This window comes from Halonotius terrestris, from assembly GCF_006861665.1.
Taxonomy (GTDB): Archaea; Halobacteriota; Halobacteria; order Halobacteriales; family Haloferacaceae; genus Halonotius; species Halonotius terrestris.
This window is the reverse complement of the sequence record NZ_RKLU01000002.1, coordinates 272,161-295,704: the sequence shown is the minus strand read 5'-3', so window position 1 is coordinate 295,704 and position 23,544 is coordinate 272,161. Positions and strand designations below refer to the sequence as shown.

General features: G+C 63.3%; 18 protein-coding genes and 1 pseudogene (1 of these 19 only partly in view). 8 read left to right on the top strand and 11 right to left on the bottom strand.

The features are described from left to right. Window position 1 precedes the first annotated feature (1 nt). The 4 genes from pstB to EGH24_RS05085 form a co-directional block, all read right to left on the bottom strand. A complete protein-coding gene (gene pstB, locus EGH24_RS05100) occupies window positions 2-841 on the bottom strand; it encodes a phosphate ABC transporter ATP-binding protein PstB (RefSeq protein ID WP_142979083.1) in 840 nt (279 codons plus the stop codon). Beyond that, window positions 841-2,607, bottom strand: a complete 1,767-nt coding sequence (pstA, locus tag EGH24_RS05095; protein WP_142979082.1) for a phosphate ABC transporter permease PstA — start codon at window positions 2,605-2,607, stop codon at window positions 841-843. Before pstA ends, pstB begins: the two co-directional genes overlap by 1 nt. Then, complete coding sequence (gene pstC, locus EGH24_RS05090) at window positions 2,608-3,582, bottom strand: phosphate ABC transporter permease subunit PstC (RefSeq protein WP_142979081.1); 975 nt, start codon at window positions 3,580-3,582, stop codon at window positions 2,608-2,610. Window positions 3,583-3,679: 97 nt separating this feature from the next. Further along, on the bottom strand, window positions 3,680-4,660 hold the full coding sequence (locus EGH24_RS05085; protein WP_142979080.1) for a PstS family phosphate ABC transporter substrate-binding protein: 981 nt from the start codon (window positions 4,658-4,660) through the stop codon (window positions 3,680-3,682). 414 nt (window positions 4,661-5,074) lie between these two features. Between EGH24_RS05085 and EGH24_RS05080 the strand changes: the two genes are divergently transcribed. Both EGH24_RS05080 and EGH24_RS05075 read left to right on the top strand, forming a co-directional pair. Next, the gene (locus EGH24_RS05080) at window positions 5,075-6,073 is read left to right on the top strand and encodes a phosphate signaling complex PhoU family protein (RefSeq protein WP_142979079.1); all 999 of its coding nucleotides are present in this window, start codon (window positions 5,075-5,077) and stop codon (window positions 6,071-6,073) included. Window positions 6,074-6,159: 86 nt separating this feature from the next. Continuing rightward, entirely contained in the window at window positions 6,160-6,588 is a 429-nt protein-coding gene (locus EGH24_RS05075) for a low molecular weight phosphatase family protein (RefSeq protein ID WP_142979078.1), read from the top strand. A gap of 11 nt (window positions 6,589-6,599) precedes the next feature. Here the strand turns inward: EGH24_RS05075 and speB are convergent, their stop codons facing one another. Both speB and EGH24_RS05065 read right to left on the bottom strand, forming a co-directional pair. Next, the gene (gene speB / locus EGH24_RS05070) at window positions 6,600-7,412 is read right to left on the bottom strand and encodes an agmatinase (protein WP_142979381.1); all 813 of its coding nucleotides are present in this window, start codon (window positions 7,410-7,412) and stop codon (window positions 6,600-6,602) included. Continuing rightward, on the bottom strand, window positions 7,412-7,786 hold the full coding sequence (locus tag EGH24_RS05065) for a translation initiation factor IF-5A (protein ID WP_142979077.1): 375 nt from the start codon (window positions 7,784-7,786) through the stop codon (window positions 7,412-7,414). The genes speB and EGH24_RS05065 overlap by 1 nt, the downstream gene beginning before the upstream one ends. A 97-nt stretch (window positions 7,787-7,883) precedes the next feature. Here EGH24_RS05065 and EGH24_RS05060 point away from each other — a divergent pair, with 97 nt between their 5' ends. Beyond that, a complete protein-coding gene (locus EGH24_RS05060) occupies window positions 7,884-8,567 on the top strand; it encodes an L-threonylcarbamoyladenylate synthase (protein WP_142979076.1) in 684 nt (227 codons plus the stop codon). Between the two features lie 22 nt (window positions 8,568-8,589). Here the strand turns inward: EGH24_RS05060 and EGH24_RS05055 are convergent, their stop codons facing one another. Then, entirely contained in the window at window positions 8,590-8,970 is a 381-nt protein-coding gene (locus tag EGH24_RS05055) for a DUF7510 family protein (protein WP_142979075.1), read from the bottom strand. 137 nt (window positions 8,971-9,107) lie between these two features. Here EGH24_RS05055 and EGH24_RS05050 point away from each other — a divergent pair, with 137 nt between their 5' ends. The 3 genes from EGH24_RS05050 (at window position 9,108) to EGH24_RS05035 (ending at window position 15,965) form a co-directional block, all read left to right on the top strand. Then, the gene (locus EGH24_RS05050; RefSeq protein ID WP_142979074.1) at window positions 9,108-10,385 is read left to right on the top strand and encodes a Single-stranded DNA binding protein; all 1,278 of its coding nucleotides are present in this window, start codon (window positions 9,108-9,110) and stop codon (window positions 10,383-10,385) included. 1,789 nt (window positions 10,386-12,174) lie between these two features. After that, a complete protein-coding gene (locus EGH24_RS05040) occupies window positions 12,175-12,975 on the top strand; it encodes a metallophosphoesterase (protein WP_142979072.1) in 801 nt (266 codons plus the stop codon). Window positions 12,976-13,046: 71 nt separating this feature from the next. Then, window positions 13,047-15,965, top strand: coding sequence for a DEAD/DEAH box helicase (locus tag EGH24_RS05035; RefSeq protein WP_142979071.1), 2,919 nt, complete (start codon window positions 13,047-13,049; stop codon window positions 15,963-15,965). 103 nt (window positions 15,966-16,068) lie between these two features. Here the strand turns inward: EGH24_RS05035 and EGH24_RS05030 are convergent, their stop codons facing one another. Beyond that, the gene (locus EGH24_RS05030; protein WP_142979070.1) at window positions 16,069-16,473 is read right to left on the bottom strand and encodes a DUF7475 family protein; all 405 of its coding nucleotides are present in this window, start codon (window positions 16,471-16,473) and stop codon (window positions 16,069-16,071) included. Between the two features lie 190 nt (window positions 16,474-16,663). Further along, entirely contained in the window at window positions 16,664-17,446 is a 783-nt protein-coding gene (locus EGH24_RS05025) for a helix-turn-helix transcriptional regulator (RefSeq protein ID WP_142979069.1), read from the bottom strand. Window positions 17,447-17,638: 192 nt separating this feature from the next. Here EGH24_RS05025 and EGH24_RS05020 point away from each other — a divergent pair, with 192 nt between their 5' ends. Continuing rightward, entirely contained in the window at window positions 17,639-19,174 is a 1,536-nt protein-coding gene (locus EGH24_RS05020; RefSeq protein ID WP_142979068.1) for a TrkH family potassium uptake protein, read from the top strand. Window positions 19,175-19,177: 3 nt separating this feature from the next. Here the strand turns inward: EGH24_RS05020 and EGH24_RS05015 are convergent, their stop codons facing one another. After that, the gene (locus tag EGH24_RS05015; RefSeq protein ID WP_142979067.1) at window positions 19,178-21,412 is read right to left on the bottom strand and encodes an amino acid permease; all 2,235 of its coding nucleotides are present in this window, start codon (window positions 21,410-21,412) and stop codon (window positions 19,178-19,180) included. 189 nt (window positions 21,413-21,601) lie between these two features. Between EGH24_RS05015 and EGH24_RS05010 the strand changes: the two genes are divergently transcribed. Continuing rightward, window positions 21,602-22,036, top strand: a complete 435-nt coding sequence (locus EGH24_RS05010; RefSeq protein ID WP_142979066.1) for a universal stress protein — start codon at window positions 21,602-21,604, stop codon at window positions 22,034-22,036. A gap of 15 nt (window positions 22,037-22,051) precedes the next feature. On the opposite strand, the pseudogene EGH24_RS05005 reads toward EGH24_RS05010, so the two are convergent. After that, window positions 22,052-23,544, bottom strand: a pseudogene (locus tag EGH24_RS05005) (formate/nitrite transporter family protein); its annotated part runs 376 nt beyond the window's last position; the annotation flags it as partial.

The window sequence follows — 23,544 nt, the reverse complement described above, 5'->3', positions numbered from 1 at the left end:
CCTACCCGAACTTGCCGGTGATGTAGTCCTCAACGCGTTCGTGTTCGGGGTTCTCGAAGATGGTCTGGGTGTCGTCGTACTCGACGAGTTCGCCGCCGGTCAGGAAGACGGCAGTCTGATCGGAGATCCGGGCGGCCTGCTGCATGTTGTGGGTGACGATGACGACGGTGTANTCCTCNNCNANNTCGTCGATNAGNTCNTCGATNTTCGAGGNNGCGACGGGNTCGAGCGCGNNGGCCGGCTCGTCCATCAGCAGNACTTCGGGGTCNGGNGCGATNGCNCGGGCNATACAGAGTCGCTGNTGTTGNCCNCCGGAGAGTTCAAGGCCGGACTGATCGAGTTGGTCCTTGACTTCGTCCCAGAGGGCCGCTCCCCGAAGGGCCTCCTCAATGCGCTCGTCGGTGACTTTCTTGTCCTGAACCTTGAGCCCGTAGGCAACGTTGTCGTAGATGCTTTTCGGGAACGGGTTGGGTTTCTGGAAGACCATCCCGATCTTCCGGCGGAGCGCGACGGGATCGACCGCGTCATCGTAGATGTCGGTCCCGCGAAGCGTGACGGTGCCTTCGACGCGGGCAATGTCGATGAGGTCGTTCATCCGGTTGAGACACCGGAGGAACGTCGATTTCCCACAACCCGATGGGCCGATGAGGGCCGTCACTTGGTGTTCTGGAATCGCCATCGACACGTCGTCGAGTGCCTGATCGTCGCCGTAGAAGACGTTCAGGTGCTTGGTTTCGACGACCGTCGTCGCCGCTGCAGGCGTTTCGGCCGTCGTGTTGGTCTCTACGTCGGTTGAAATCAGCGACTCGGAGTCGCTCTCTGAGAGGTCGTTCTGTGACATTAGTGTTCACGCTCCATTCGGTTGCGGATGATGATCGCCGTCCCGTTCATCGCCAACAGCACGATCAGTAGCGTCACGACGCCGGCGGCGACGACGCCGTAGCGGAACTCTTCTTGGGGGAAGTTCGCCCACGCGTAGATCTGCATCGGCATCGCGCTGAACCGGCTCCAGATACCGCTGGGCGCGCTGAAGACGGTCGTCGCCGCCCCGACCATGATAAGCGGGGCCGTCTCGCCGATAGCCCGCCCTAACGCGAGGATCGTCCCGGTCAGCATTCCCGGCATCGCCTCCGGCAGGACGACGTTTTTGATCGTCTGCCAGCGGGTCGCGCCCATCGCGTACGATCCCTGTCGGAGCTCGTCGGGCACCGAGCGAAGGGCCTCCTGCGCCGAGATCACCGTAATCGGGAGGATGAGCAGCGACAACGTCAGCGCGATCGTTACCGCCGTCCCGAAGCCGAAGCCCAGTAGGTTCGCAAACAGTCCCAGCCCGAGCAGGCCATAGACGACCGACGGCACCGCCGCGAGGTTGGCGATGTTGATCTGGAACAGGCGGGTGATCCGGCCGACGAGACCGGTGCCGGCGGCGTACTCCTCAAGGAAGACGGCCGCGCCGACACCCAACACGAACGACAACACCGCGACGATACCGATGATGATGATCGAGCCGACGATGGCCGGATAGAGGCCGGCCTCCGCGGCGGTATTCGAGGGCGCGCTAGTAACGTACTCGGGAGTGAGCCACATCTCAGGGGTCGTGATCCCGACGAGTTGGACGACGGCCGCGCCAGCGAGCGCGCCGACGGCGAGCAACACCGGGAGCAGCAATCCCTGTCGCCCCGCGTCGGCATCGACGGCTTCGGTGAGATAGACCCCGATCGCGGCGACAGTGGCCCCGGTGACGATGACGCCCGATCCGTTCGGTAACGCCGAGGAGCCGAGCAGGATGCCGGCGGCAGCAGCCAGCAGCGTACTGCCGCCGACTGCGGCGACGCGCTTCCGGCTCGCCTCGCGGAGCCAGACGATGCCGGCCGCGCCGACTGCCAGTGGAATACCGAGCGTCCAGAGGTAGATGAGGCCGTCAGAGGGGTAGATACCGACGACCGGCCGCAGGACGGTGGCGACAACGAAACCAACGAGACCGATGACTCCGGCCGCGACGGCCGTCCACTCGAAATCAGTTCGGCGGCCGTAGGCAGCGACACCGACGGCGGGCAGCACGCCGAGCGTATAGACGAGGAACCACAGCGGGCGGTCGATGACGATGAACATGACGGCGACCGCACAGCCGAGTGCCGCCCCACCGATGAGCCGCCCGATGAGACCGAAGCCGACCGTCCCGACTGGCTCCCGGCTGGCGACGAACGTGACCGAGGCGACCGTCGGCGTGGCGACGAGGAACAGATACGCGAGTTGCCACGTCAGCCGGGGGATCGTCCCGACGAGTGTTTCAATGGCGGTGAAGCCGACCGCGGTCACCACGAGCCCACCACCCAACGCGAGGGCGACTTTGCGAGTGAACGCACGGTCGCCGACGCTGTAGAGACAGAAGCCGATGTAGGGGACGACAAGCGTCAGGAAGTAGGTGAGCAGCCACGCGGGACTCGCCGTCGCCAGCCCGAAGGCGTCGACGAACACGTAGATCAACAGCGCGGCTAACGCGAGGAGGCCGACCACCGAGGCTCCGAGGGAGACGTACTCGAAGATGGCGCCCCGGAGCCGGCTGACCTCGCCGAACTCGGTTTCGGTGTCGGTTTCGACGGCCATTCAGTATTCCTCCCGGTACCGTTGGGCGATAATATCACTCAGCACGTTCATAATAAGTGTGATGACAAACAGCGTGAGCCCCAGTGCGAACATCGAATCATAGGGCAGCGAGCCGCCGGTGAGGTCGCCGCCGGCGATCTGGACCATCGAGACGGTGATCGTCATGCCGGACTCAAAGAGCACGTCGCCGGGGTTGATGTAGGGAATCCCGAGGATCGTCTCGCGGATCTGTGGCATGTTCGCCTGCGAGCCCATGGCGACGACGACGATCATCGTCTCGCCGATCGCCCGAGAGACCGCCAGAATGTAGGAGGAGACAATCCCAGAGAGGGATGCCGGGACGACGACGCTCGTCGAGACCTCGTATTTCGTCGCGCCGAGCCCGTAGCCAGCCTGCCGCAGCGAGTCCGGCACTGCACTCATCGCGTCCTCGCTGATCGAGGAGACCATTGGAATCGTCATAATGCCGATCATCAGCGACGCCGACAGGGCGTTAAACGTTCCTAAATCAGGGAACAGCGTTGCCTGCAACGCAGGCGTGACGTACACGAGCGCGAAGTACCCATAGACAACGGTCGGGATGCCGGCCAGAATCTCCAGCAGCGGTTTGAGGATCGCTCGCACCTGTTTGGTCGCGTACTCGCTCAGATAGATCGCGGTGAGCGTACCGACCGGCAGCGCGATGAACGCTGCGGTGATCGTGACGGTGATCGTTCCGATTACGAGTGGGACGATCCCGAAGGACAGTCCCTCACCGCGTGGGTTCGGGCTCCAGTTCGTTCCAAGCAGGAACTCGGTGATCGGTACTTCACTGAAAAAGAAGAGGGCATCCGACAGCAGCGTCCCGATGATCGCAACCGTCGTCAGCAGGGTGATCGCCGCACAGGTCAGGAAGACACCGGCGTAGCCGGACTCCTTGAGCCGGCTGAGGCCGCTGGATCGTTGGAGGTCGGCTGTCACGTCGGCATCGCTCATCGACGGTCACCTCCGCGCGTCGGCGAGCGACACGGAGCCGTGGCTGGAAGACCGGTGGGAACCGCCGGGTGAGCGTGGTGACGCCGGTGCATCCGGCTCAGCCTTGGGCGTCTTCGATGGCGGCTTCGAGTTTCTCCGTCTGTGCTTGTTTGACATCGGGCGTCGCCGGCACGTAGCCGACTTCCTCGGCGACGATCTGTTCGTTGTCGGTCTGATCGACGAAGAAGCGAGCGAAGTCCGCGACGTGCTCCTCGGCGAGCGACGACATCGCCGGGTAGGTGTACAGCGACCGCGACAGCGGCTGGTAGTCGCCGGATGCCGCGGTGTCGAGGCTCGGCAGGACCGGGCCGTCGCCGTTGTCGATGGCGACACGGCTGACCTGCTCTTGGTTCTGATACCAGTAGGCGAAGCCGAAGTAGCCGATAGCGAACTCGTCGCCCTCGACGCCGGAGGCGATGGTGTTGTCCTGTTCGGTTGCGGAGTAGTCGTCCGTGTGGCCGCGGTCGCCGAGCACCGTCTCGACGAAGTAGTCGTAGGTCCCGGAGGTGTCGGCGGCCCCGAAGCGGTTGATCTCCTCGTCGGGCCACTCGCTGTTGACATCGCTCCACGTTTCGGCCGCGTCGGACTCCCATACCTGCGCGAGTTCCTCAACCGTCATTTCGGTTGCGAAATCGTTGTCGTTGTTGATGACGACCGTGAGCGCGTCGGTAGCCGCGATGAGTTCGATGTACTCGACGCCGTTTTCGGCGCAGAGCTCCTCCTCTTCGGGCTGGATCGGCCGACTCGCGTTGTTGAAGTCGGTTTCGCCGACACAGAAGAAATTCGAGAAGCCGCCGCCGGAGCCGGTCGAACTAATACTGATGTTTACCTCCGGGTTCTCCGACTCGTAGTCCTCGGCGATCGCCGACATCAGCGGGAACACCGTGCTGGAGCCCGCGATGTTGATCGACTTTTCCTCGTCGTTGCTGCCGCCACTTTGGGTACAGCCGGCGATGGCGACGGTGCCGAGCCCTGCAGCACTCGCTAACGCACTTCGTCGTGTGATACCCCGTCCATCTCCCGCCTGATCGGATTCCATCACCTGTTGATGCTCAAGCGATGAATAAAAAGGGTGCTAATAGGACTACCCAATACTACATTGGGATATATAGAGAATATAGACTATATATCTACGGTCGCCTCTCGGTGGAGAAACTGGAAAATATGGACAGACATCCCGTCGATAGCACGCAATTGCCGATGAATCAGACCGCTCAGCTCGAATTTACGATCAGTGATGAATCGGTGCTCGCTATTCAGTAGACCGAATTTCCGAACTACTGTTGGAGCTCTTTTCTATATATGAGTGTGTTTGTCGTGGGTCGTATGTTGTGGCAATATATTCTATAGTGAGCTTTCAAGCCGTTATACAGCTATATTCGGGTTTTGAACACCCTGTTGAAGAACTAAATAGACGAGTAGATTTATGTATAGCCACGAACGAACCGACTGTATGGAGACGCGGAAAGTCCAAGTGACCGGTGGGTCGACGTACACCGTCTCGATCCCGAAATCGTGGGCCAACGACAACGACGTGAGTGCGGGCAGCACCGTCGAATTCTACCCCGAGGGTGACTCACTGTTCATGACGCCGACCGGCGGCGACGAACAGACCGAGGGGACGCTGGATATCACCAACCTCGAAGAGACACAGTTGATGCGAGCCGTGATGACGATGTACGTCAGCGGGTTCGACGTGATCGTTCTCGAAAGCGGCCGGATCACCAACGACCAGCGAGGAACGATCCGCGAAGCGACCCAGAGCCTCGTCGGCCTCGAAGTCTTAGAGGAGACGAAAGACGAAATCGTCATCCGCGACCTGCTGGACTCCTCGGAGCTCTCGATCCACAACGCCGTCACCCGGATGCGGCTGATCGCCGCCTCGATGCTGGAGGATGCTCTGCTCGCGCTCCGGGATCTCGACCGCGACCTCGCCCACGACGTGATCCAACGCGACGACGACGTCGACCGGCTGTGGATGGTCGTCTCCCGTATCTTTCGGGCGACGCTCCGCACCCCGAAAGCCAGCGAAGAACTCGGCCTCCCGCGTGAGATCTGTTTCGACTACCATTCGAGTGCCCGCCAACTCGAACGCATCGGCGACCACGCGACGAAGATCGCCCACCTGACGCTGGAGATCGAACAGGAGGTCCCCGAAGAAGTCCTCACCGCCCTCGAAGAACTCCACGACGAAGTTGTCTCGGTCATCGACGGCGGAATGGACGCGCTGTTCACTGACGACAACGAGGAAGCGACCCGGCTGGCCAACGACGTCCGCGAGCAGGTACGGGAGATCGATTCGAAAGCCCGCGGTATCGACGAACTGCTGCGGGACCTCGATCCGGCCCACGCCCAACTGGTCGGCCTCATCGTCGACTCCGTCTCACGAACTGCCGACTACGGCGGCAACATCGCCGAAACGGCACTCCAGAAGGCCGCACCGTCGCCGTAAGTTGGGTGTCGCCAGCGACTGCCGGCTATTGCGCGCTATATAGCTCACATACCAACGCTCAAACCACCCAGCAGCGTCGATAGCCTATGAGCGAGGATCCAGTGCTGTTCGGATTTGTCTGTGTGCAAAACGCCGGCCGGAGTCAGATGTCGACAGCCTTTGCCGAACGCGAGCGCGACCAACGCGACCTCACAGACCGTGTTGCCGTCGTCACCGGCGGCACCGACCCCGCTGACCACGTCCACCAGGAAGTCGTGACGGTAATGCGCGAACGCGACATCGATCTCTCCGATCGAACGCCGCAGTCAGTGTCGACCGAGACGCTGGAAAACTGCGATGTCGTCGTAACGATGGGCTGCTCAACACTCAAACTTGATGCCGACAGTGTCGAAGTCCGCGACTGGGCACTCGATGATCCGGATGGCGAAGACCTCGATGCAGTCCGCGCGATCCGCGACGACATCGAAGGCCGTGTGAGCGACCTCTTCGATGAGTTCGTTGGCGACGACGCCTGACAGGGCGACGATTACGACTCGGCCGCGTGGTCGAAAACGAACCGTCGGAGAAGCTTGCCCGCCAGTGCGGCGGCTTGCCCGTCGTCGCGGTCGTTGACCTCAACGATATCAAAGCCATCGCAGGCCGGCGCGACCGTCTGCACCGCGGACTGGAGTTGCCGGGGCGTCAGCCCGCCGGGCTCCATCGTTCCCGTTCCGGGTGCGAATCCCGGATCAGCGGCGTCGATATCGACGCTCAGATACACCGAGTCGTCGCCGAATGCGGGCGGATCAGCCAGCCAGTCGTCGACAGCGTCAGGTTCGACGACGGTCACGTCGGCTTCGCTGGCGCGGTCCCACTCGGCTTCCGAGCCGGTGCGCGCGCCGAGAATGATCGCCTCGTCGACAGTGTCCAGCGCGCGATTCGTCACGCAGGCATGGCTCCACTCGTTGCCGTCGTACTCGGTTCGGAGGTCGAGATGGGCGTCGAGACAGACGAAAACGTCGGGATCGACGGCTTCGACGGCCGGAGCAGTCACCGTATGTTCGCCCCCGAGGACAATCGGGACAGCGTCGTCCCAGACGATATCGCGGAGTTGGCCGCCAAGATAGTCAGCGTACTCCTCGACGTCTTCCCAGGCGCGTACGTCGCCCGCATCGTGGACGCCAAGCTCGGTGAAGTGCTGGGCTGTCTGGTGGTCGTAATCGTCGTAGGAACGAGCGAATCGCCGGATTTCGTCGGGCCCGAAACGGGTGCCCGGTTGGAACGTGGTCGTGGCGTCCAGCGGCGCGCCGACGACCACGTAGGAAGCAGCTTCGCGGTCGGCGGTCGCGCCCGGAAACATCACACGACCTTTCGCTGGCCCTCGTATTCGAGGTATTCGATGTCTTGGTCGCTCTCGAAGGATTCGTCGTCGGGAATCCGCATCGTGAACGTCTCGTAGGTGTCGAGGTCCATCACTTGGGCGTCGTCGCCGGTCACCGAGACGACTTGGCCCTGTTTCCGCTCGATGATCGGCACCCAGACCTTGGCGTCGACGGGCTGGCTGAAGCTCCGTTTTTTATCGTCGAAGACGCCCTTGCCCTCGACGCGGGCCTTCGCACTGCCGTGTTTGCCCGGCTTGGCCGTGCTGTAGTGGTTGATCTTACACGGGGCGTCGTCCATCATGACGTAGCTGCCCTCTTGTAGGTCACGAACCTGCTTCTGCTCTCGTGGCATGCTCCCCCGTTTTCGAGGAGCCAGTATAAACGGTTTGGAAGCCGCCGAGCGGAACCGACCAGTAACGCTTTTTCGCGGCCGTCGGCGAGAGCCGTGTATGCCTCCAGCCGACGAGAATGCAGTCGGTGACGACGATCCGGCAACCGCTGGCGACGACAGTGCCGTCGGCAACGACGGTCCCAGCGACAACGTCGCTGCCGCCGACGCCATCGACGCTGCCGCCGCGGCGATCCAGCAGGGAGAGGCCGTCGTCTACCCTACCGAAACCGTCTACGGGCTGGGTGCGGACGCGACCGATCCCGACGCTGTCAGGCGAGTGTTCGAAATCAAGGATCGGCCACGGTCGAAACCGCTGTCGGTTGCCTTCGCCGACCGCGAGATGGCCGAGGAGTATGTCGCACCCACCGAGCGAGAGCGGAATTTCATCGAGACGTTCCTACCTGGGCCGGTCACGGTCCTCGTCGAGCAGGCCGTCGAGTTTCCGGCCGTCCTCACAGACGGTCGCCCAACGGTCGGCGTTCGCATCGCTGACAACGCCGTCGCCCGCGAGTTGGTTCGGCAGGCCGGCCCGATCACCGCCACCAGCGCGAACGAAAGCGGCTCACCGAGCGTCCGCCGCGTCCAGTCGCTGTCGGCAAGCGTCCGCGAAGCGGTCGGCAGCGTGATCGACACGGGCGAAACAGCCGGCACGGAGAGCACCGTCGTCAACGTCGAAACAGGCGAGATCCACCGTCGCGGCGCGCTGGCCGACGAGATCGAGGCGTGGCTCGCCGACAACTAAAAAAGCGATAGAAATGTCCAGCTCAGGAGGCTTCGGCTTTCCGGAAGACAGAGATTTCGTGAGCCGGCTCGGGATGGTTGATTTTGAAGCCGGTTCGAGTCTCGGTCACGCCGCGGGTACTCGTCTCCTCGTCCTCGTTTGGCTGGTAGGGACTGTCGCCCTCCGCCGGGCGGTAGGGGCTGTCGGCCTCGTAGGGGCTGTCGTAGGGGTCGCTGCCCTGATACGGGCTGTCCTCCTCGGCTTTCGATTTCGCGTCCATGTCCTCCGGCGGGAAGTAGATCCGCTCGCCGCTTGCCGATTGGACGACGAAGGCGACTTGGTCCTCTCCGGTTACGTCGATAATCGTCTCGCCGTCTTCGATCCGTGTCTCGTACTCGACGGTCGGTGTCTCGGCATCACTCATACCCGCCTCTGGAACGGGGAGCTACTTAGAGATTCCCCGGATCAGGGGGTCGATCCGACGCTGGGCGGCCATGGACGCGGCACCGAGGGTTTCGGCGCGGCAATAGTTTTTATCATAGGCCGTCGAACCCCCGTGTGATGGACGTAGACACACATGCCGAGGAGCTCGCCTCCGCTCTCGGCGTTGACAAACAGGAGGTCAAAGAGGATCTGGAATCGCTGCTGCAGTACAGCGTCCCGCTGGACGAAGCCAAACAGAGCGTCCGCCGGAAACACGGCGGTGGCGACGGGGGCGGCAGCGACGCCCAACCCGAATCTGCCTCGTTGGACGAGATTACGACCGGGCGCAACAATGTCACCGTCACCGTTCGCGTGTTGACCGTCGGGACGCGCACGATCCAGTATCAAGGCGAGGAACAGACGATCCGCGAGGGCCGATTCGGCGACGAAACCGGCACCATCTCCTACACGTCGTGGCAGGACTTCGGCTTCGAGCCCGGCGACAGCGTCGTCATCGGCAACGCCGGCGTCCGCGAGTGGGACGGCAAGCCCGAACTCAACCTCGGCTCCTCGACCTCGGTCGCCATGGCCGAGGAGACCGTCGCCACCGACGCCCAGGTCGGCGGCGACAGCGACCTGATCGATCTCTCGCCGGGCGACCGCGGGCGGAACATCGAGGTGCAGGTCCGCGAGGTCGAAACGCGGACGATCGACGGCCGCAACGGCGAAACCGAGATCCTCTCGGGCGTCGTCGCCGACGAGACCGCGCGGCTGCCGTTCACTGACTGGGAACCTCACCCCGAAATCGAGCCGGGCGCGAACGTCCGAATTGAGGACTTGTACATCCGCGAGTACCGCGGCTCGCCGTCGATCAACGTCTCGGAGTTTTCGACTGTTACGCCGCTCTCGGAACCGGTCGCTGTCACCGATTCCGCGCCGCGGCTCTCGCTCGCCGAGGCCGTCGACAGCGGCGGCCTGTTCGACGTTGAAGTCGTCGCCAGCGTACTGGAAGTCCGCGACGGCTCCGGGCTGATCGAACGCTGTCCGGAGTGTGGCCGTGTCATCCAAAACGACCAGTGCCGCGTCCACGGCGCGGTCGACGGCGAGGACGACCTNCGGNTCAAGGCGATCCTCGACGACGGCACCGCGACTGTGACGGCGATCATCGGCTCGGAGCTAACGGAATCGATCTACGGCGGCGGCGTCGAGGCCGCCAAAGAGGCCGCCCGCGACGCGATGGACAAGGAAGTCGTTGCCGAGACGATCCGCGAGGCACTCGTCGGCGACAGTTATCGGGTCCGCGGCAGCCTCTCGATCGACGAGTACGGCGCGAACCTCACCGTCGAGGAGTTCGACGCCGACAACACCGATCCGGCCGAGCGTGCCCAAGCCGTGCTCACGGAGGTCCGCGGATGAGCACGAACGACAGCGAGAACGGTAGCAGCGAGGACAGCACCAACGACGGCAGCACCGACACTGGCGGCGATTCAGGACCGGGAACAAGGGAGGTCGCCTACCGCCTNTTCGCCNCNGAGTTCGACGACGCNGACNNCTCNTACTCCGAGAGCGACGAGGAGCGNGCGCCGANCTACGTNNTNACNCCGNCCGGCNNGCGNGTCAACCGGCTGTTCNNNGTCGGCGTCCTCACGGAGGTTGAACGGCTCAACACCGACACGCTGCGCGGCCGGATCGTCGACCCGACGGGCGCGTTCGTCACCTACGCCGGCCAGTACCAGCCCGAGGCGCAGGCCTTCCTCGACGGCGCGGAATCGCCGTCGTTCGTCTCGATCACCGGAAAAGCCCGAACCTTCGAACCTGAGGACTCCGATCAGATTTTCACCTCGGTGCGTCCCGAGAGCCTGAGTGAAGTGACCGCGGACACGCGCGACCGCTGGACGGTCTCGGCGGCGGAAGCAACACTTGAGCGGATCGCTGTCTTCGCGGAAGCCCTCGATTCCGGCCATACAGGTGACGACCTCCGTGCCGCGCTGGTGGACGCCGGTGTCAACGAATCACTGGCAGCCGGCATCCCGCGAGCCATCGATCACTACGGAACGACGACGGCCTATCTGGAAGCGATCCGCCAGTGTGCGGTTGACGCGCTGGAAGTCGTTGCCGACGAGCGCGACGAAGTCCGACCGATCGAAGTCGCCCCCGGAGAGGGCGGTGCGGCGAGTCTCGGCCCGCTGCCGGACGTGGATATCGACTTTTCGAGCAGTGAGGCCGATGGTGCGACCACCGACGCGCCCGCGTCGCTAGCGACAGCCGAGACAGAACCGACGGACGCGACGACTGAATCGTCGCCGAGCGAGGCAGAATCGCAGTCGACAGCGGCAACAGACTCTGAGATCGATACCGGCGCGACGGCCGAAACGACCGACGAAACTGCCACCGAAACACCGTCCGTCGACGCGGGTGTCGGAGAGTCGGACAGCACGGCGGCGACCGCCGAAGACACAGAGGACGAGCCAGCGGCCAGCGAGCAGGAGGAGGTGACGGCTGACGCCGAAGCACCGACGGTCGGCGAGATGACCGAATCGCCGGTCACGGACGACACAAGCAGCGAAAGCGAGTCAGCCGAGTCAGCCGATTCCACCGACGACGCTGACGACGCTGACGAGCCGGAGATGTACCAACTCGATGAGGAAGAACGCGAGGAACTAGAGTCCGAGTACGGTGCGGACTTTTCGAGCGGCAACGATGTCGATCCGGCCGGCGAGGCCGACATCGACGTGCCCGATGCCGACGAACTCGCGGCGGAAGCGGAAGGCGAAGCCGCAGCCGATGCCGGCACGACGGCCAGTGAATCATCAGCAGCCAGCGAGTCGTCAACAACCGTGTCACCGACGACAGAATCGACCGATAGCACCGAAAGCACCGAAAGCCTCGGTTCCTTCGAAGACACGGTTGACAGCAGTGACGACACCAGTGACGAATCCGCGGGCGACGCCGGCACCGCCAGCGAGACCACAGACGAAACGACCGAGAGCGAGTCCGAAGCAGCCGGCGATGTCAACCTCGAAGACGCAGCAGTCGAGCTCATGAGCGACCTCGACGACGGTGACGGTGCCGACCGCGAGGCAGTCGTCGCGGCGGTCGTCGACGAACACGGCGTCGATAGCGCGGCCGTCGAGGACGCCATCGACGAGGCACTGATGAACGGCCGGTGTTACGAGCCTGAAGACGGGACGCTCAAGCCGATCTGATGGCGCGGCCACCCCGCCTGGTCGAACCGATGGCCGGCGAACCCGCGGCGACCGTCGATCTTGGCAACGAGACAGCTTTGCTCATTGCCGACTACCACGCGGGCATTGAGGAAGGTCTCCGCTACGAGCGGGGCGTCGAACTGCCGAGCAACGCCGAGCACCGTCGCCAGCGATTGCTGGCTTTATTATCGGAGACCAACGCAGACCGGCTGGTCGTTCTCGGAGATCTCGGCCACTATATCGGTGAGACCGAAGGCGTCGAACGCGAGGAACTCGACGCGCTGTACGAAGCCGTCGTTGTCAACCGCGGGATCGAAATGACGATCGCGCCGGGAAACCACGACGGCGAGCTTGCGGAGCTGTTCGGCGACCGCGACGGCGTGACAATCCTGCCCGCGAGCGGCGGCCTCCTCGGCGAGCCACCGGCCACGCTGGGCGTGGTTCACGGGCATACGTGGCCCAATCCAGAATTGTTGTCGGCGACGACGATCTGTATGGGTCACGAACACCCACAGGTCAAATTGGAGGACAGCGTCGGCGGCTACCGTGTCGAGCAGGCGTGGCTCCGCGGCCGTGTCGACCCGGCAGCGATGATGGAAAAGGATGACAGCGAACCGCCGGGCGACGCTGGCGACCCACCCGAGTTGGTCGTGTTTCCGGCGTTCAATGACCGCTCGGGCGGCACGTGGGTCAACGTCGACGGACAAGGATTTCTCGCGCCGTTTCTCCCCGCGGGGATCCCGGACGCTGAGTGCTACCTGCTCGATGGAACGCGACTGGGACCGTTTCGGGATGTCTGAGTGGGCGGCGATTGGGTGCGTCGAGTCGACCAAGCGGTGCGCTTAATCTCATCGCACCACTGCATCCGCTAATGAGTTCCTCGGGGTCGCAGGCGGGTGCCGACGCCTTTCGCCACCTCGGCGACGCCGTGCGGTCGGCTCTCTCCGACCGCGGGTTTTCCCAGCCGACCGAGCCGCAGCGACGAGCGATCCCACCGCTGGCTACCGGCGATAACGCCCTTGTGCTCGCGCCGACAGGGACCGGGAAGACCGAGACCGCGATGCTTCCGGTCTTCGATTCGCTCGTCCAACACCGAGAACAGCACGGGCCGACCGAGGGATTCGCCGCGCTCTACATCACGCCGTTGCGCGCGCTGAACCGCGACATGCGGGAACGACTCGACTGGTGGGGCGAAACCCTCGATCTTGAGATCGATGTACGGCACGGCGANACGACNGACTACCAGCGNNNGNAGCAGGCCGACGACCCGCCGGATGTGTTGGTGTCGACGCCCGAGACGTTGCAGGCGATGCTGACGGGCTCGAAACTCCGTGATGCACTGACTGACGTTCGGCACGTCATCATCGATGAGGTGCACGAACTCGCGGCATCGAAACGCGGCGCGCAGTTGACTGTCGGTCTCGAACGCCTGCAGTTGCTATCAGGCGGCTTCCAGCGGATCGGCCTCTCAGCAACGGTTGGTGACCCCGAGGCAGTCGGGCGTTTTCTAACCGGTAAGCGCGACGATAATGATCCGCCCGCTGTCAAAACTGGTCTTGATAGCCAACCGCCGTCTGGCGTGGATCGCAGTTTCGAAATCGTCAGCGTCGATGTCGGCAGCCGCGTCGAGTTCACGGTCACACGGCCGGAGATCACGCCCGAAGACGAGCGGCTGGCCGGCGAGTTGGCCACCACTAAAGAGATGGCGAGTCACGTCCGGGCGATCCGCGACCGCGTCGCTGACAACGAATCGACGCTCGTCTTCGTCAACACGCGTCAGACCGCCGAAGCCCTCGGCTCCCGACTCAAGAAGTGTGGCGCGGCAATCGAAGTGCATCACGGCTCGCTGGCACGTGACGTACGCATCGATGTGGAAGACGAGTTCAAGAGCGGCGACCTCGCGGGGCTGGTCTGTACCTCCTCGATGGAACTCGGGATCGACGTTGGCCGGGTTGATCACGTTGTCCAGTACGGCAGCCCCCGCGAAGTCGCCCGGCTGCTCCAGCGGGTCGGCCGCGCGGGCCACCGCCACGATCAGGTCTCCCGCGGAACGGTCATCACCAGCGACCCCGACGACACGGTCGAATCGCTCGCCATCGCCCGCCGAGCGGGTGAGGGGCTGGTCGAATCGACCGCGATCCACCACGGCAGTCTCGACGTGCTCGCCAATCAGCTCGTCGGGTTGCTGATGGATTTCGGCGATGTGAGCGCGCGGGCGGCCTACGAGATCTGCCGGCGCGCCGAGCCGTTCCACGATCTCGACGAGGATCGGTTCCGCGCTGTCGTCCGCGAACTCCACAGCAACCGACTTTGCTGGCTCGACGAGGATGCCGACCGGCTGGAAACCGCCGGCGGGACGTGGCAGTACTTCTACCAAAATCTCTCGATGATCCCCGACGAGGAGAGCTACGAGGTCTACGATATGTCCTCCCGAACGCAAATCGGGACGCTCGACGAGCGGTTCGTCGTCAACTTCGCCGCGCCGGGCGAGACGTTCATCCAGCGCGGCGAGATGTGGCGGATCAACGATATCGACGAGGACGAGGCCCGCGTCAACGTCGCCCCGATTGCCGACCCCGGCGGCGAAGTTCCCTCGTGGGTCGGCCAAGAGATCCCCGTCCCAGCAGCGGTCGCCGGCGAGGGCGGCGAGATGCGCGATATCGCCGGCGAGCAGTTCCGGCAGGGAGCCACCGCCGACGCGGTTGCCCGCGATCTCGCACCGCGGTATCCGGCCGACAGCGACACCATCGAAACCGCGCTCGACCCTATCGACCGACACGTCGAAAGCGACAATCCGATCCCGACGGACTCGCGGCTCGTGCTGGAGGCACAGGCGAGTACCGTGCGGCTCAACAGCCCCTACGGCCACGAGATCAACGAAACGCTGGGTCGATTACTGGCGGCGTTGGTCGGCCAGCGTACGGGCTCGTCGGTCGGGATGAGCGTCGATCCCTACCGGGTCGAATTTGAGGTGCCGTCCGGTGTTGGCCTCTCGGCGTTCCAAGACGTGTTGCTCTCGACCGATCCCGACCGGCTCGAAAGCTATCTGGAGCTTGCGCTGAAGGGTTCTGAGACGCTGAAATTCACCCTGACGCAGGTCGCCGCGAAGTTCGGCTCGCTGAAACGGTATCAGGGCCGTGGCCGCTTCGGCGGTGACCGCCTGCTTGAGGCACTGGAAGATACGCCAGTCTACGAAGAAGCCCTGCGAGAGGTGTTTCATCGTGATCTCGCGGTCAACGGCGCGGCCGACGTGCTCCGCGGACTGCAGCGCGGCGGGATCGATCTCGAACTCGTCGGCGAAGCAACGCCGCTCGGGAGTAGTGGATCGAGTCACGGTCAAGAGCTACTGGTCCCCGAAAACGCCGACGCAAGCGTTATCGAGACGCTCAAAAAGCGGCTACGAAACGACGAGATCCTGCTGTGTTGCTGTCACTGCAAGGAGTGGGACCACACGACGAAAGTGCGGCGCGTCCGCGAGCAACCCGAGTGTCCGGAGTGTGGTTCGACGCGGATCGCCGCGCTGAATCCCTGGGCCGAGGAGGTCGTCACGGCGGTGCGGGCCGCAGAGAAAGACAGCGAGCAGGAACGACAGACGAAGCGCGCTTACCGAGCGGCCAACCTCGTCCAGAGCCACGGCAAGCAGGCCGTTATCGCCCTCGCTGCTCGTGGCGTTGGTCCCGACACGGCGGCCCGCATCATCAACAATTTCCGGGAGGATGAAGCTGATTTCTACCGAGACATTCTCGCCGAGGAACGACAGTACGCCCGGACGCAGTCGTTTTGGGACTAAATCCAGTGGCGGGGTACGTATTCGGTGAGTCGGCGATGGCTGCCAAAGCTGCGATGTCCAAAATCAGTTTGGAAAGCCGTTAATCAGCGTTGTGGCTGGTGAATTAGCTATTCGAAAAGAGGTAGAGAGAGCAGCCGAGGAGGATCGACTCCGCACTTTTCGTGATTATTGCCCAGTGAGCGAGGGAGCCGTCTCTGTAGAACGCTTCGACCCCCCAGCCGTGGACCATAAACATTGCCAGAATCGAGGCTAATGCATAGAGTGCTGCCACAAGGAACAGTTCCTTCCGCCAGTATTTCGAGAGGTAGATCAACGTACCACCGACGAATCCGATTCCGTTGAGAGCAAATAACACTCCCCCGGTAGTACCTGCGGCTTGGAGTGCCCCCGGAATGAGGTACAGATGCAGGATACCAGTAATGAGTGCAGTCAGGACGGCAAGGTAGCCAGCGGAATTCTCTGGTGTACTGAATGCCTGTGCGCCGGTGGCTGTCGTTGTTTCAGCCATGTCGCGGGAAAGCTGTGTTCAAATAATAAAACCCATAGAATCTTGGAGAAAAATATTTCTGCCCTGTGAAATTATTATATTGTGGCAGAAATATTTCAACCTATATGAAAATTGGTATTTGTCTGTGTTTGATTCCGGTGCCGTGGGCACTGACACGCGAAAACAGTCAAAAGAACGCTTACGGGACTAGTCACACCCGATTCAGATACGAATCCAAGGGTTCCGCATCCTGCCAGAGCGATTCGTAGAGCTCCGAGGCCCAGCGTATCGCGGAGTCAGTCTCAGCGAGGAGCATCGACGCAACTGGCGACTGGGTCATCGGTCGGAGTGCCAGCATCAAATACGAATCACTGACAGTGAATCCGAACTGAACATCCCTTACTCTGCACTGGGCTGCATCGATCTGCCGAATTCCATCGCGGGTTCCCGTCCCGGTATCCGCCTGTACTTTGTCGATAACACTCGGCGAGAACAGCAGCCGAGAGTCGGGATGATCCGGGAACGCATTCCGATACTCCGGAACGTGGATCGGCATGGCAGTCCGGCAGCTCTCTGCCTGCTCAAGCAGGTCGATAACGACTCTGGCGTGGGCTCGAACGTCGGGGGGTTCGGATCGAACGATCTCGTACTCACCCAGTTCAGGCAGTCGGCGGCGAAACTCCCGGGGTAGATGATCGGTTCGGTGGGTCTCCCAGTAGTCCCGGTCGTGTTTGATTGTCCGAACGGTGGATTTTCGTCGTTCGATGAGATCGACCACCAGACGCCCTTGTCCTGTGAGCCGCCAGCCAGCGTCGCCATCAAAAACCACTCCCTGCCGCTCCAAATCCGCGAGTGCAGTATACACCGTCGACGTGCCCGCATCGAGCTGGTCGATGAGACCATCCGTTGGCTGCGGCGTTGTGGCTAGTTGCTGCAAAATATCAACCCGAACCGACGAAGAAATGACGAAATCATACACCGAGTCCCCTTGCATTTGCGTCTGCTCGTTCAGTTTGGGGTCTCATAATAACCGTGGTCGGTGGTTCGTTCGGCCGCTGAACGGTTGGTGTCGGCGAGCAACCGTAACAGAGAGACTGTTGTAGACACCCGATTCACGCTGGGACTGAGCCCAGAAGTCTTATTGAGCCGACGGCCACTCCACCGATAACGCGATGGTGGGACGATAATGTCGTTGTATATCGACTGGCGAGCCAGCGTGAGTGTCCTCGGGACGATCGTGAAGTACATCGCGCTGACGATGCTGGTGCCGCTGGTCGTTGCGATCACCTATGGCGATGACATCGCCGTCTTCGTCGCATCGATCCTCCTGACGCTGGTCGTCGGGCTCGCGCTTGAACGTCTCGCCGACGATCCGGATCTCGGGCCGACCGAAGCCCTCCTGCTCGTCTCGCTGGCGTGGGTCGCGGTCGCAGTCGTCGGCGCGATCCCCTATATCCTCGCGGGCTACGGCACGGAATCGACGCTCGCCCACCCCGTCAATGCCCTCTTCGAGTCGATGAGCGGCTTTACGACGACGGGCGCGACCGTTCTCGGCAGTATCAGCGTCGAGAGCCACTCGCATGCGATCATGCTGTGGCGACAGCTCACCCAGTGGCTCGGCGGGATGGGGATTATCGTCCTGATGATCGCTATTCTGCCGGAGGTCGCCGTCAACGGCGCGGAGCTGATGAAATCGGAGGCTCCGGGCCCCGAGTTACAGAAACTGACGCCGAAGATCGCCGAAACCGCCCGCGCGCTGTGGCTGATCTATTTCGGCTTCACGCTGCTGTTGATCGTGCTACTCTACACGCTTCATCTGACTGGCATGGCACCGGAGATGAACCTGTACAACGCCATTGCCCACGGCTTTTCGACGTTGCCGACCGGCGGTTTCTCCACGAAAGCCGAGAGCATCGCGGCGTTCAGCGCGATCGTGCAGTGGGCCATTATCCCGTTCATGGTGATCGCTGGCGTCAACTTCGCGCTGTTCTGGCAAGTGCTCCACGGCGAGTGGCGCGCGCTCACCGACAACGTCGAGTTTCGCGCCTACGCCGGGGCGATCGCCGTGTTGATTGCCGTGTTAGCGTTCGTCCTCGTGCGGGGGGCGGCCCCGCCGATGGAACTCGGCGGCGTCACGACCGGTCTCACTGAGAACACGATCCGCCAGGCGGCCTTCCAGATCGGCTCACTGATGAACTCCACCGGCTATGCGACGGCCGACTTCGCACAATGGGCCCCACACGCCCAACTCGTTCTCCTGTTTGCGATGTTCATCGGCGGCTCGGCGGGCTCGACCGGCGGCGGCATCAAGGTGATCCGCTGGCTGGTCGTCATCAAATCGCTCCGGCGCGGGCTCTACACGACGCTGCATCCTGATGCGGTCGATCCGGTTCGGCTCGGCGGCCGCGTCATCGACGAGGACGCCATCCGCGGGATCATGGTCTTCACGCTGCTGTACATCCTGTTGTTCTTCGGTGCGGCCGTCTTCCTCGCGCTCGATTCTGCCCGGATCGGCTACGAACTCTCGGTGTTGGAAGCCCTCAGCGCGTCGCTGGCGACGATCGGGAACATCGGACCGGGGTTCGGCTCCGTGGGACCGTTCGGGAGCTATCTGGCGTTCTCGAACGTCTCGAAGCTACTGATGATCTTCCTGATGTGGATCGGCCGCCTTGAGATCGTTCCGGTGCTCGCGCTGTTCGTCGGCGGGCTCGAAGACCGCTGACACCTACCCACCGAAGAGCCGTTCGACCAGCGACCGCTTGCGTGGCCGTTCGGCCAACAGCACCGTGCAGTCGACATCGTTGAGCACCTCGAAGGCCAGCGAGCCACGCACCAGCCGGGAGAGTAGGCCCTCGCGTGTCGCGCCAATAATGACCATCGAGCGGTCCTCAGCGTGGCGAGCGATAGAGCCCTCGACATCGCCGGAGGTATCGACGATGCGGTTGGCGTCGGCAAGCCCGTGATCCGCAGCCCATGTCGAGAGGAACTCTTCGCCCGCCGCTTGCTCGGATTCGTCGTCAGCGACGTACAGCAGCGACACGTCGTTGCCGTTCTCCAAGAGGACTTCCGCGACCTCCGCACTGAGAGCCGAACTGTACCCACCGGCGGTCGGCAGCAACACGTCCGAGGGATCGAAGCCGCGGTCCTTCATCACGAGGAAATCACAGGGGAGACTGCTCGTGAGTTCGTCCAGCGGGCTTTCGACGCGACCGGCCGACAGTGGCGTGTTCCCGCCCCAACCCATCACGACGAGGTCGGCGTTGTTCGTCGCGGCGGCGTCGAAGACTTCCTCGAAGGAGCGATGGGAGATGATCGTTTTCGTCTCCACCTCGGCTCCGAAGGTTTCAGCGTCCTCGCGGGCGGAATCCAGGAGTTTCTGGGACTCAGCGTCGATCCGGTTGCGCTGTTCGGAGCCGGCATACAGCGGCGTCTGGTCGGGGACTTGGACGATGTGGGTTGCCAACACACTGCCACCGTTGGCTTTCGCCAGCAGGCTCGCCAACTCGATCAGATCGCGTTCGGTCCGGGGGTTCGATAGCGGCACCATCACGCGGTACTCGCCGCCGTCGGGCGCAACGGAGGTGGCCGCCGAGACCGCCGCGTCGGGCATCTCATCGGATCGGGAGAGGATGTACTCCGAGAGAACGCCCTCCTGTGTCGTCCGCGAGCGAGCGTAGAGCATATACCACGCCAGCGCGAGGGCGACGAACAGCCCACAGAGCGCGATGACGAACGGCTCGATGAAGACGATCAGGGCAAACGAGAGCACCGCTCCGAGGATCGGCGTGAACGGGTAGAACGGAACCGTAAAGTCGGGGTCGTACTCGGCGGGATCGCCCTCACGGAAGACGATCAGCGCGAGGTTGAGCAGCCCGTAGACGACCAAGTGAAGAACGCTGCCGGCCGTCGCCAGCAGTTCGAGGTTGCCGACGACGATGAACAGCAGAATCAGGCCGCCAGTGAGCGCGATCGATTTGTACGGCGTCCCGAACCGCTCGTGAACCTCGTTGAGCGACGGCGAGACGATCTTATCGCGACCCATGGCGAAGTTGATCCGCGAGGACGCGAGGATCGACGCGTTCGCCGACGACGCGGTTGCCAGCAACCCGCCGAAAAGCAGCGCGGCCGCCCCAATGGGGCCAATCAGTATCCGGGCGACCTCGACGACGGCGGTGTCGTTGCCGGCGACGACCTCGTTGGGGACGGCCGCCAGCACGGCCAGCAGGACAAGGGCGTAGATGGCGGTGACGATGACGACGCTACCGATGATCGCAATCGGGAGGTTGCGGCCGGGGTCTTTGATCTCCTCGGCAACCGAGGTAATCTGGACGAAGCCGAGATAGGAGACGAAAATGATGCCCGTCAGCGGGAGCAGCGGCGTGAGACCCTCGGGCGCGAACGGCCGAAGCGTCTGGATGTCGGCGTTCAGGATGCCGAACAGCGTGAACACCGAGAGAATGCCGAGCAGAATGAAGACGATGATGTTCTGGAGTTTGCCGGTCTCCTTCGCGCCGACGTAGTTGACTGCGACGAAAAACGTGCCGCCGAGCAGGGCGACGATCTTTGGCCCCGAGAGCGACAACGGGCCGAGCGCGAGACCCGGCACAGCGACGAACGCATTGACGTATTCGCCGAGGCCGAACATATAGAACGCCGAGGCGAACGTAAGCCCGATCCAGTTGCCCCAGCCGGCGACCGAGCCGAACAGCGGGCCGAGCCCGCGGTTGACGTAGAAGTACGCGCCGCCGGAGCGGGGCATCGCCGTCCCGAGTTCGCTGGCCGACAGCGCGGTGAAGATGGCGATAACCCCGCCGAGGATGAACGCGCCGGCCGACAACGGCCCCGCCATCTCGACGGCGGTGCCCGGCAACACGAAGATGCCCGCGCCGATCATCGTCCCGATGCCGATGGTCAACGCCGAGGTGAGCGTCAGGTCCTTGGCGAGTTCTTCCTCGCTCATCCGTCACCCTCCGATGGCAGCGACAGCTGTGATTGGACGGTCCGTCGCTGCGGACGGCCTGGTGGCGAATCCATCGTCGTGAACCAGCAGCGACCGAACATACCGAGTGGTTGCCCCCATCGGTCTTAATGGGTTCGGCTGCAGCCGGGGCGACACAATCCTTATGCGACCGCATTCGGTGGACTCCGTATGGTCGACCACGACATGCTCGCACACGTGCTTCTCCCCGTCGCTACAGTAAACGACGCGGCGGCGACGGCCAGTGCCCTCGCCCCCTACGAACCTGAACACGTGACTGTCCTCCACGTTATCGAGAAAGGCGACGGCTCGCCCGACAAGACGCCGGTCGAACAGTCCGAAGAGATCGCCGAGGAGGCAGCCGCGGCGGTCAGAGCTGAGTTCCCCGACGCGGACCTCCATACGGCCTACAGCCGAAACGTCGTCGACGCGATCTTCGAATCGGCCGACGAAGTCAACGCTAGCGCGATCGCCTACCGCTCCCGCGGCGGGAGCCGACTCGTCCAGTTCCTCTCCGGCGATCTCTCGGTCAAACTCGTCACGCGGGCGGATCGGCCCGTTATCGCGTTACCGCGGGACGCCGATGACGAGCCGGCAGACGGCTAAGGCGTCGCGCGGCTACGCCGCCGGATCGTCCGCCTTGTCACTGCCGTGTCTCGACTCCGCGCCGCCTGTCTCGCGTTGGCCTTTGCCGAACAGCCGCGAGAGGATCGACCGCGAGGACGGCCGTTCGGCCAACAGCACCGAACATTCGACTTCGTTGACGACCTCCAAATGCAGAGAGTTGCTGACGAGCCGGGAGATGAGGCCGCGCTCGCTGGCCCCGATAGCGACGAGCGTTGCGTCGGTGGCCTCGCGTTCGATCGCGCCCTCGACATCGCCGCCGTCGTCGACGATCAGCTCCGCGTCGCTGAGTCCGTTGTCGGCGGCCCACTCCCTGAGGAACGCCTCGCCGGCCTCTCGCTGTGCTGGGCTGTCGACGATGTGCAGCAGCGTCACGTCGGTGTCGCCGGCGGCCGCCAGCGCGACGCCGATCTCCGCGCTCAGCCCCGAATCCGGGCCGCCCGCCGTCGGGATGAGCAGCTTCGAGAGATCGAGCCCGCGGTCCTTGAAGATCGCAAAATCACAGGGCAGTTGGTTCGTTAGCTCGTCGATCGGCCGCTCAGCGCGGGCCGCACTCCAGAGCTGATCGTCGCCCCACTCCATGACGACGAGGTCCGGGCGGGTCCGGCGGGCCGCGTTGAACACCTCCTCGAAGGAGCGATGTGTCGCGCGGGCCGTCGTCGTGATATCCACGCCGTACTGGTCGCCGAGCGCGTAGATGTCGGCGAGCCGTTTGTCGGATGCGGCCTCGATCCGCTCGACGTTGCCGCCTGTCGCCAGCGACATCCGCTCGGGGGCTTGGATGATGTGGATGACGTGAACGGTCGCGTCCTCGTGTTGGCTGGCAATTCGGCAGGCGAGGTCGACGAGGGCGGTGTCGGTTCGCGGGTTCGTGATCGGCACCATCACGCGATAACACTCCTCGTCGAACAGCGCGGCCTCACCAGATTCGAGGATCGGGACGTACGTCCGTCCGGCGAACCGGCCGAAGGCCCATTCGGGGATCGACAGCCGGCGATCCAGCCCCTCGAAGCGGGCGGACTCAAGCCGCTGTTCGCTCGTCTGGAAGTAGTTGACGACCGTTACGAGAACGACGCCGCCGAGCGTGTTGCCGAGCAAAACCGGAATGACGAAGCCAGTCATGCCGGGAAGCAGCCCGAGGCGACCGTGCAGGACGAGGAAAATCACTTCGGTAAAGGAGACGACGACGTGGAAGAGGTTCCCGATCGGAATGGCGAGGAAAGCGAGATAGACGACGAGCAACCGGGAGACAGTATCACCCGCGGCAAAGCCAACCCAGACGACGCCGGCGACGATCAGGCCCGCGAAGACGGCCTTGAAGAACAGCGACCACCATGGCGTCTGGAAGGCCCCTTTGCCGGCGATTTCGAGGGCTTTCATCGTCGCTTTGTCGCTGAAGACGCCGCCGTAGGTGAGCGCGACCGCGCCGACCGCGCCGCCGGTGAANTTNCCNGCCNNNACGATCCCCCAGTGCCGGAACAGCGNCGGNA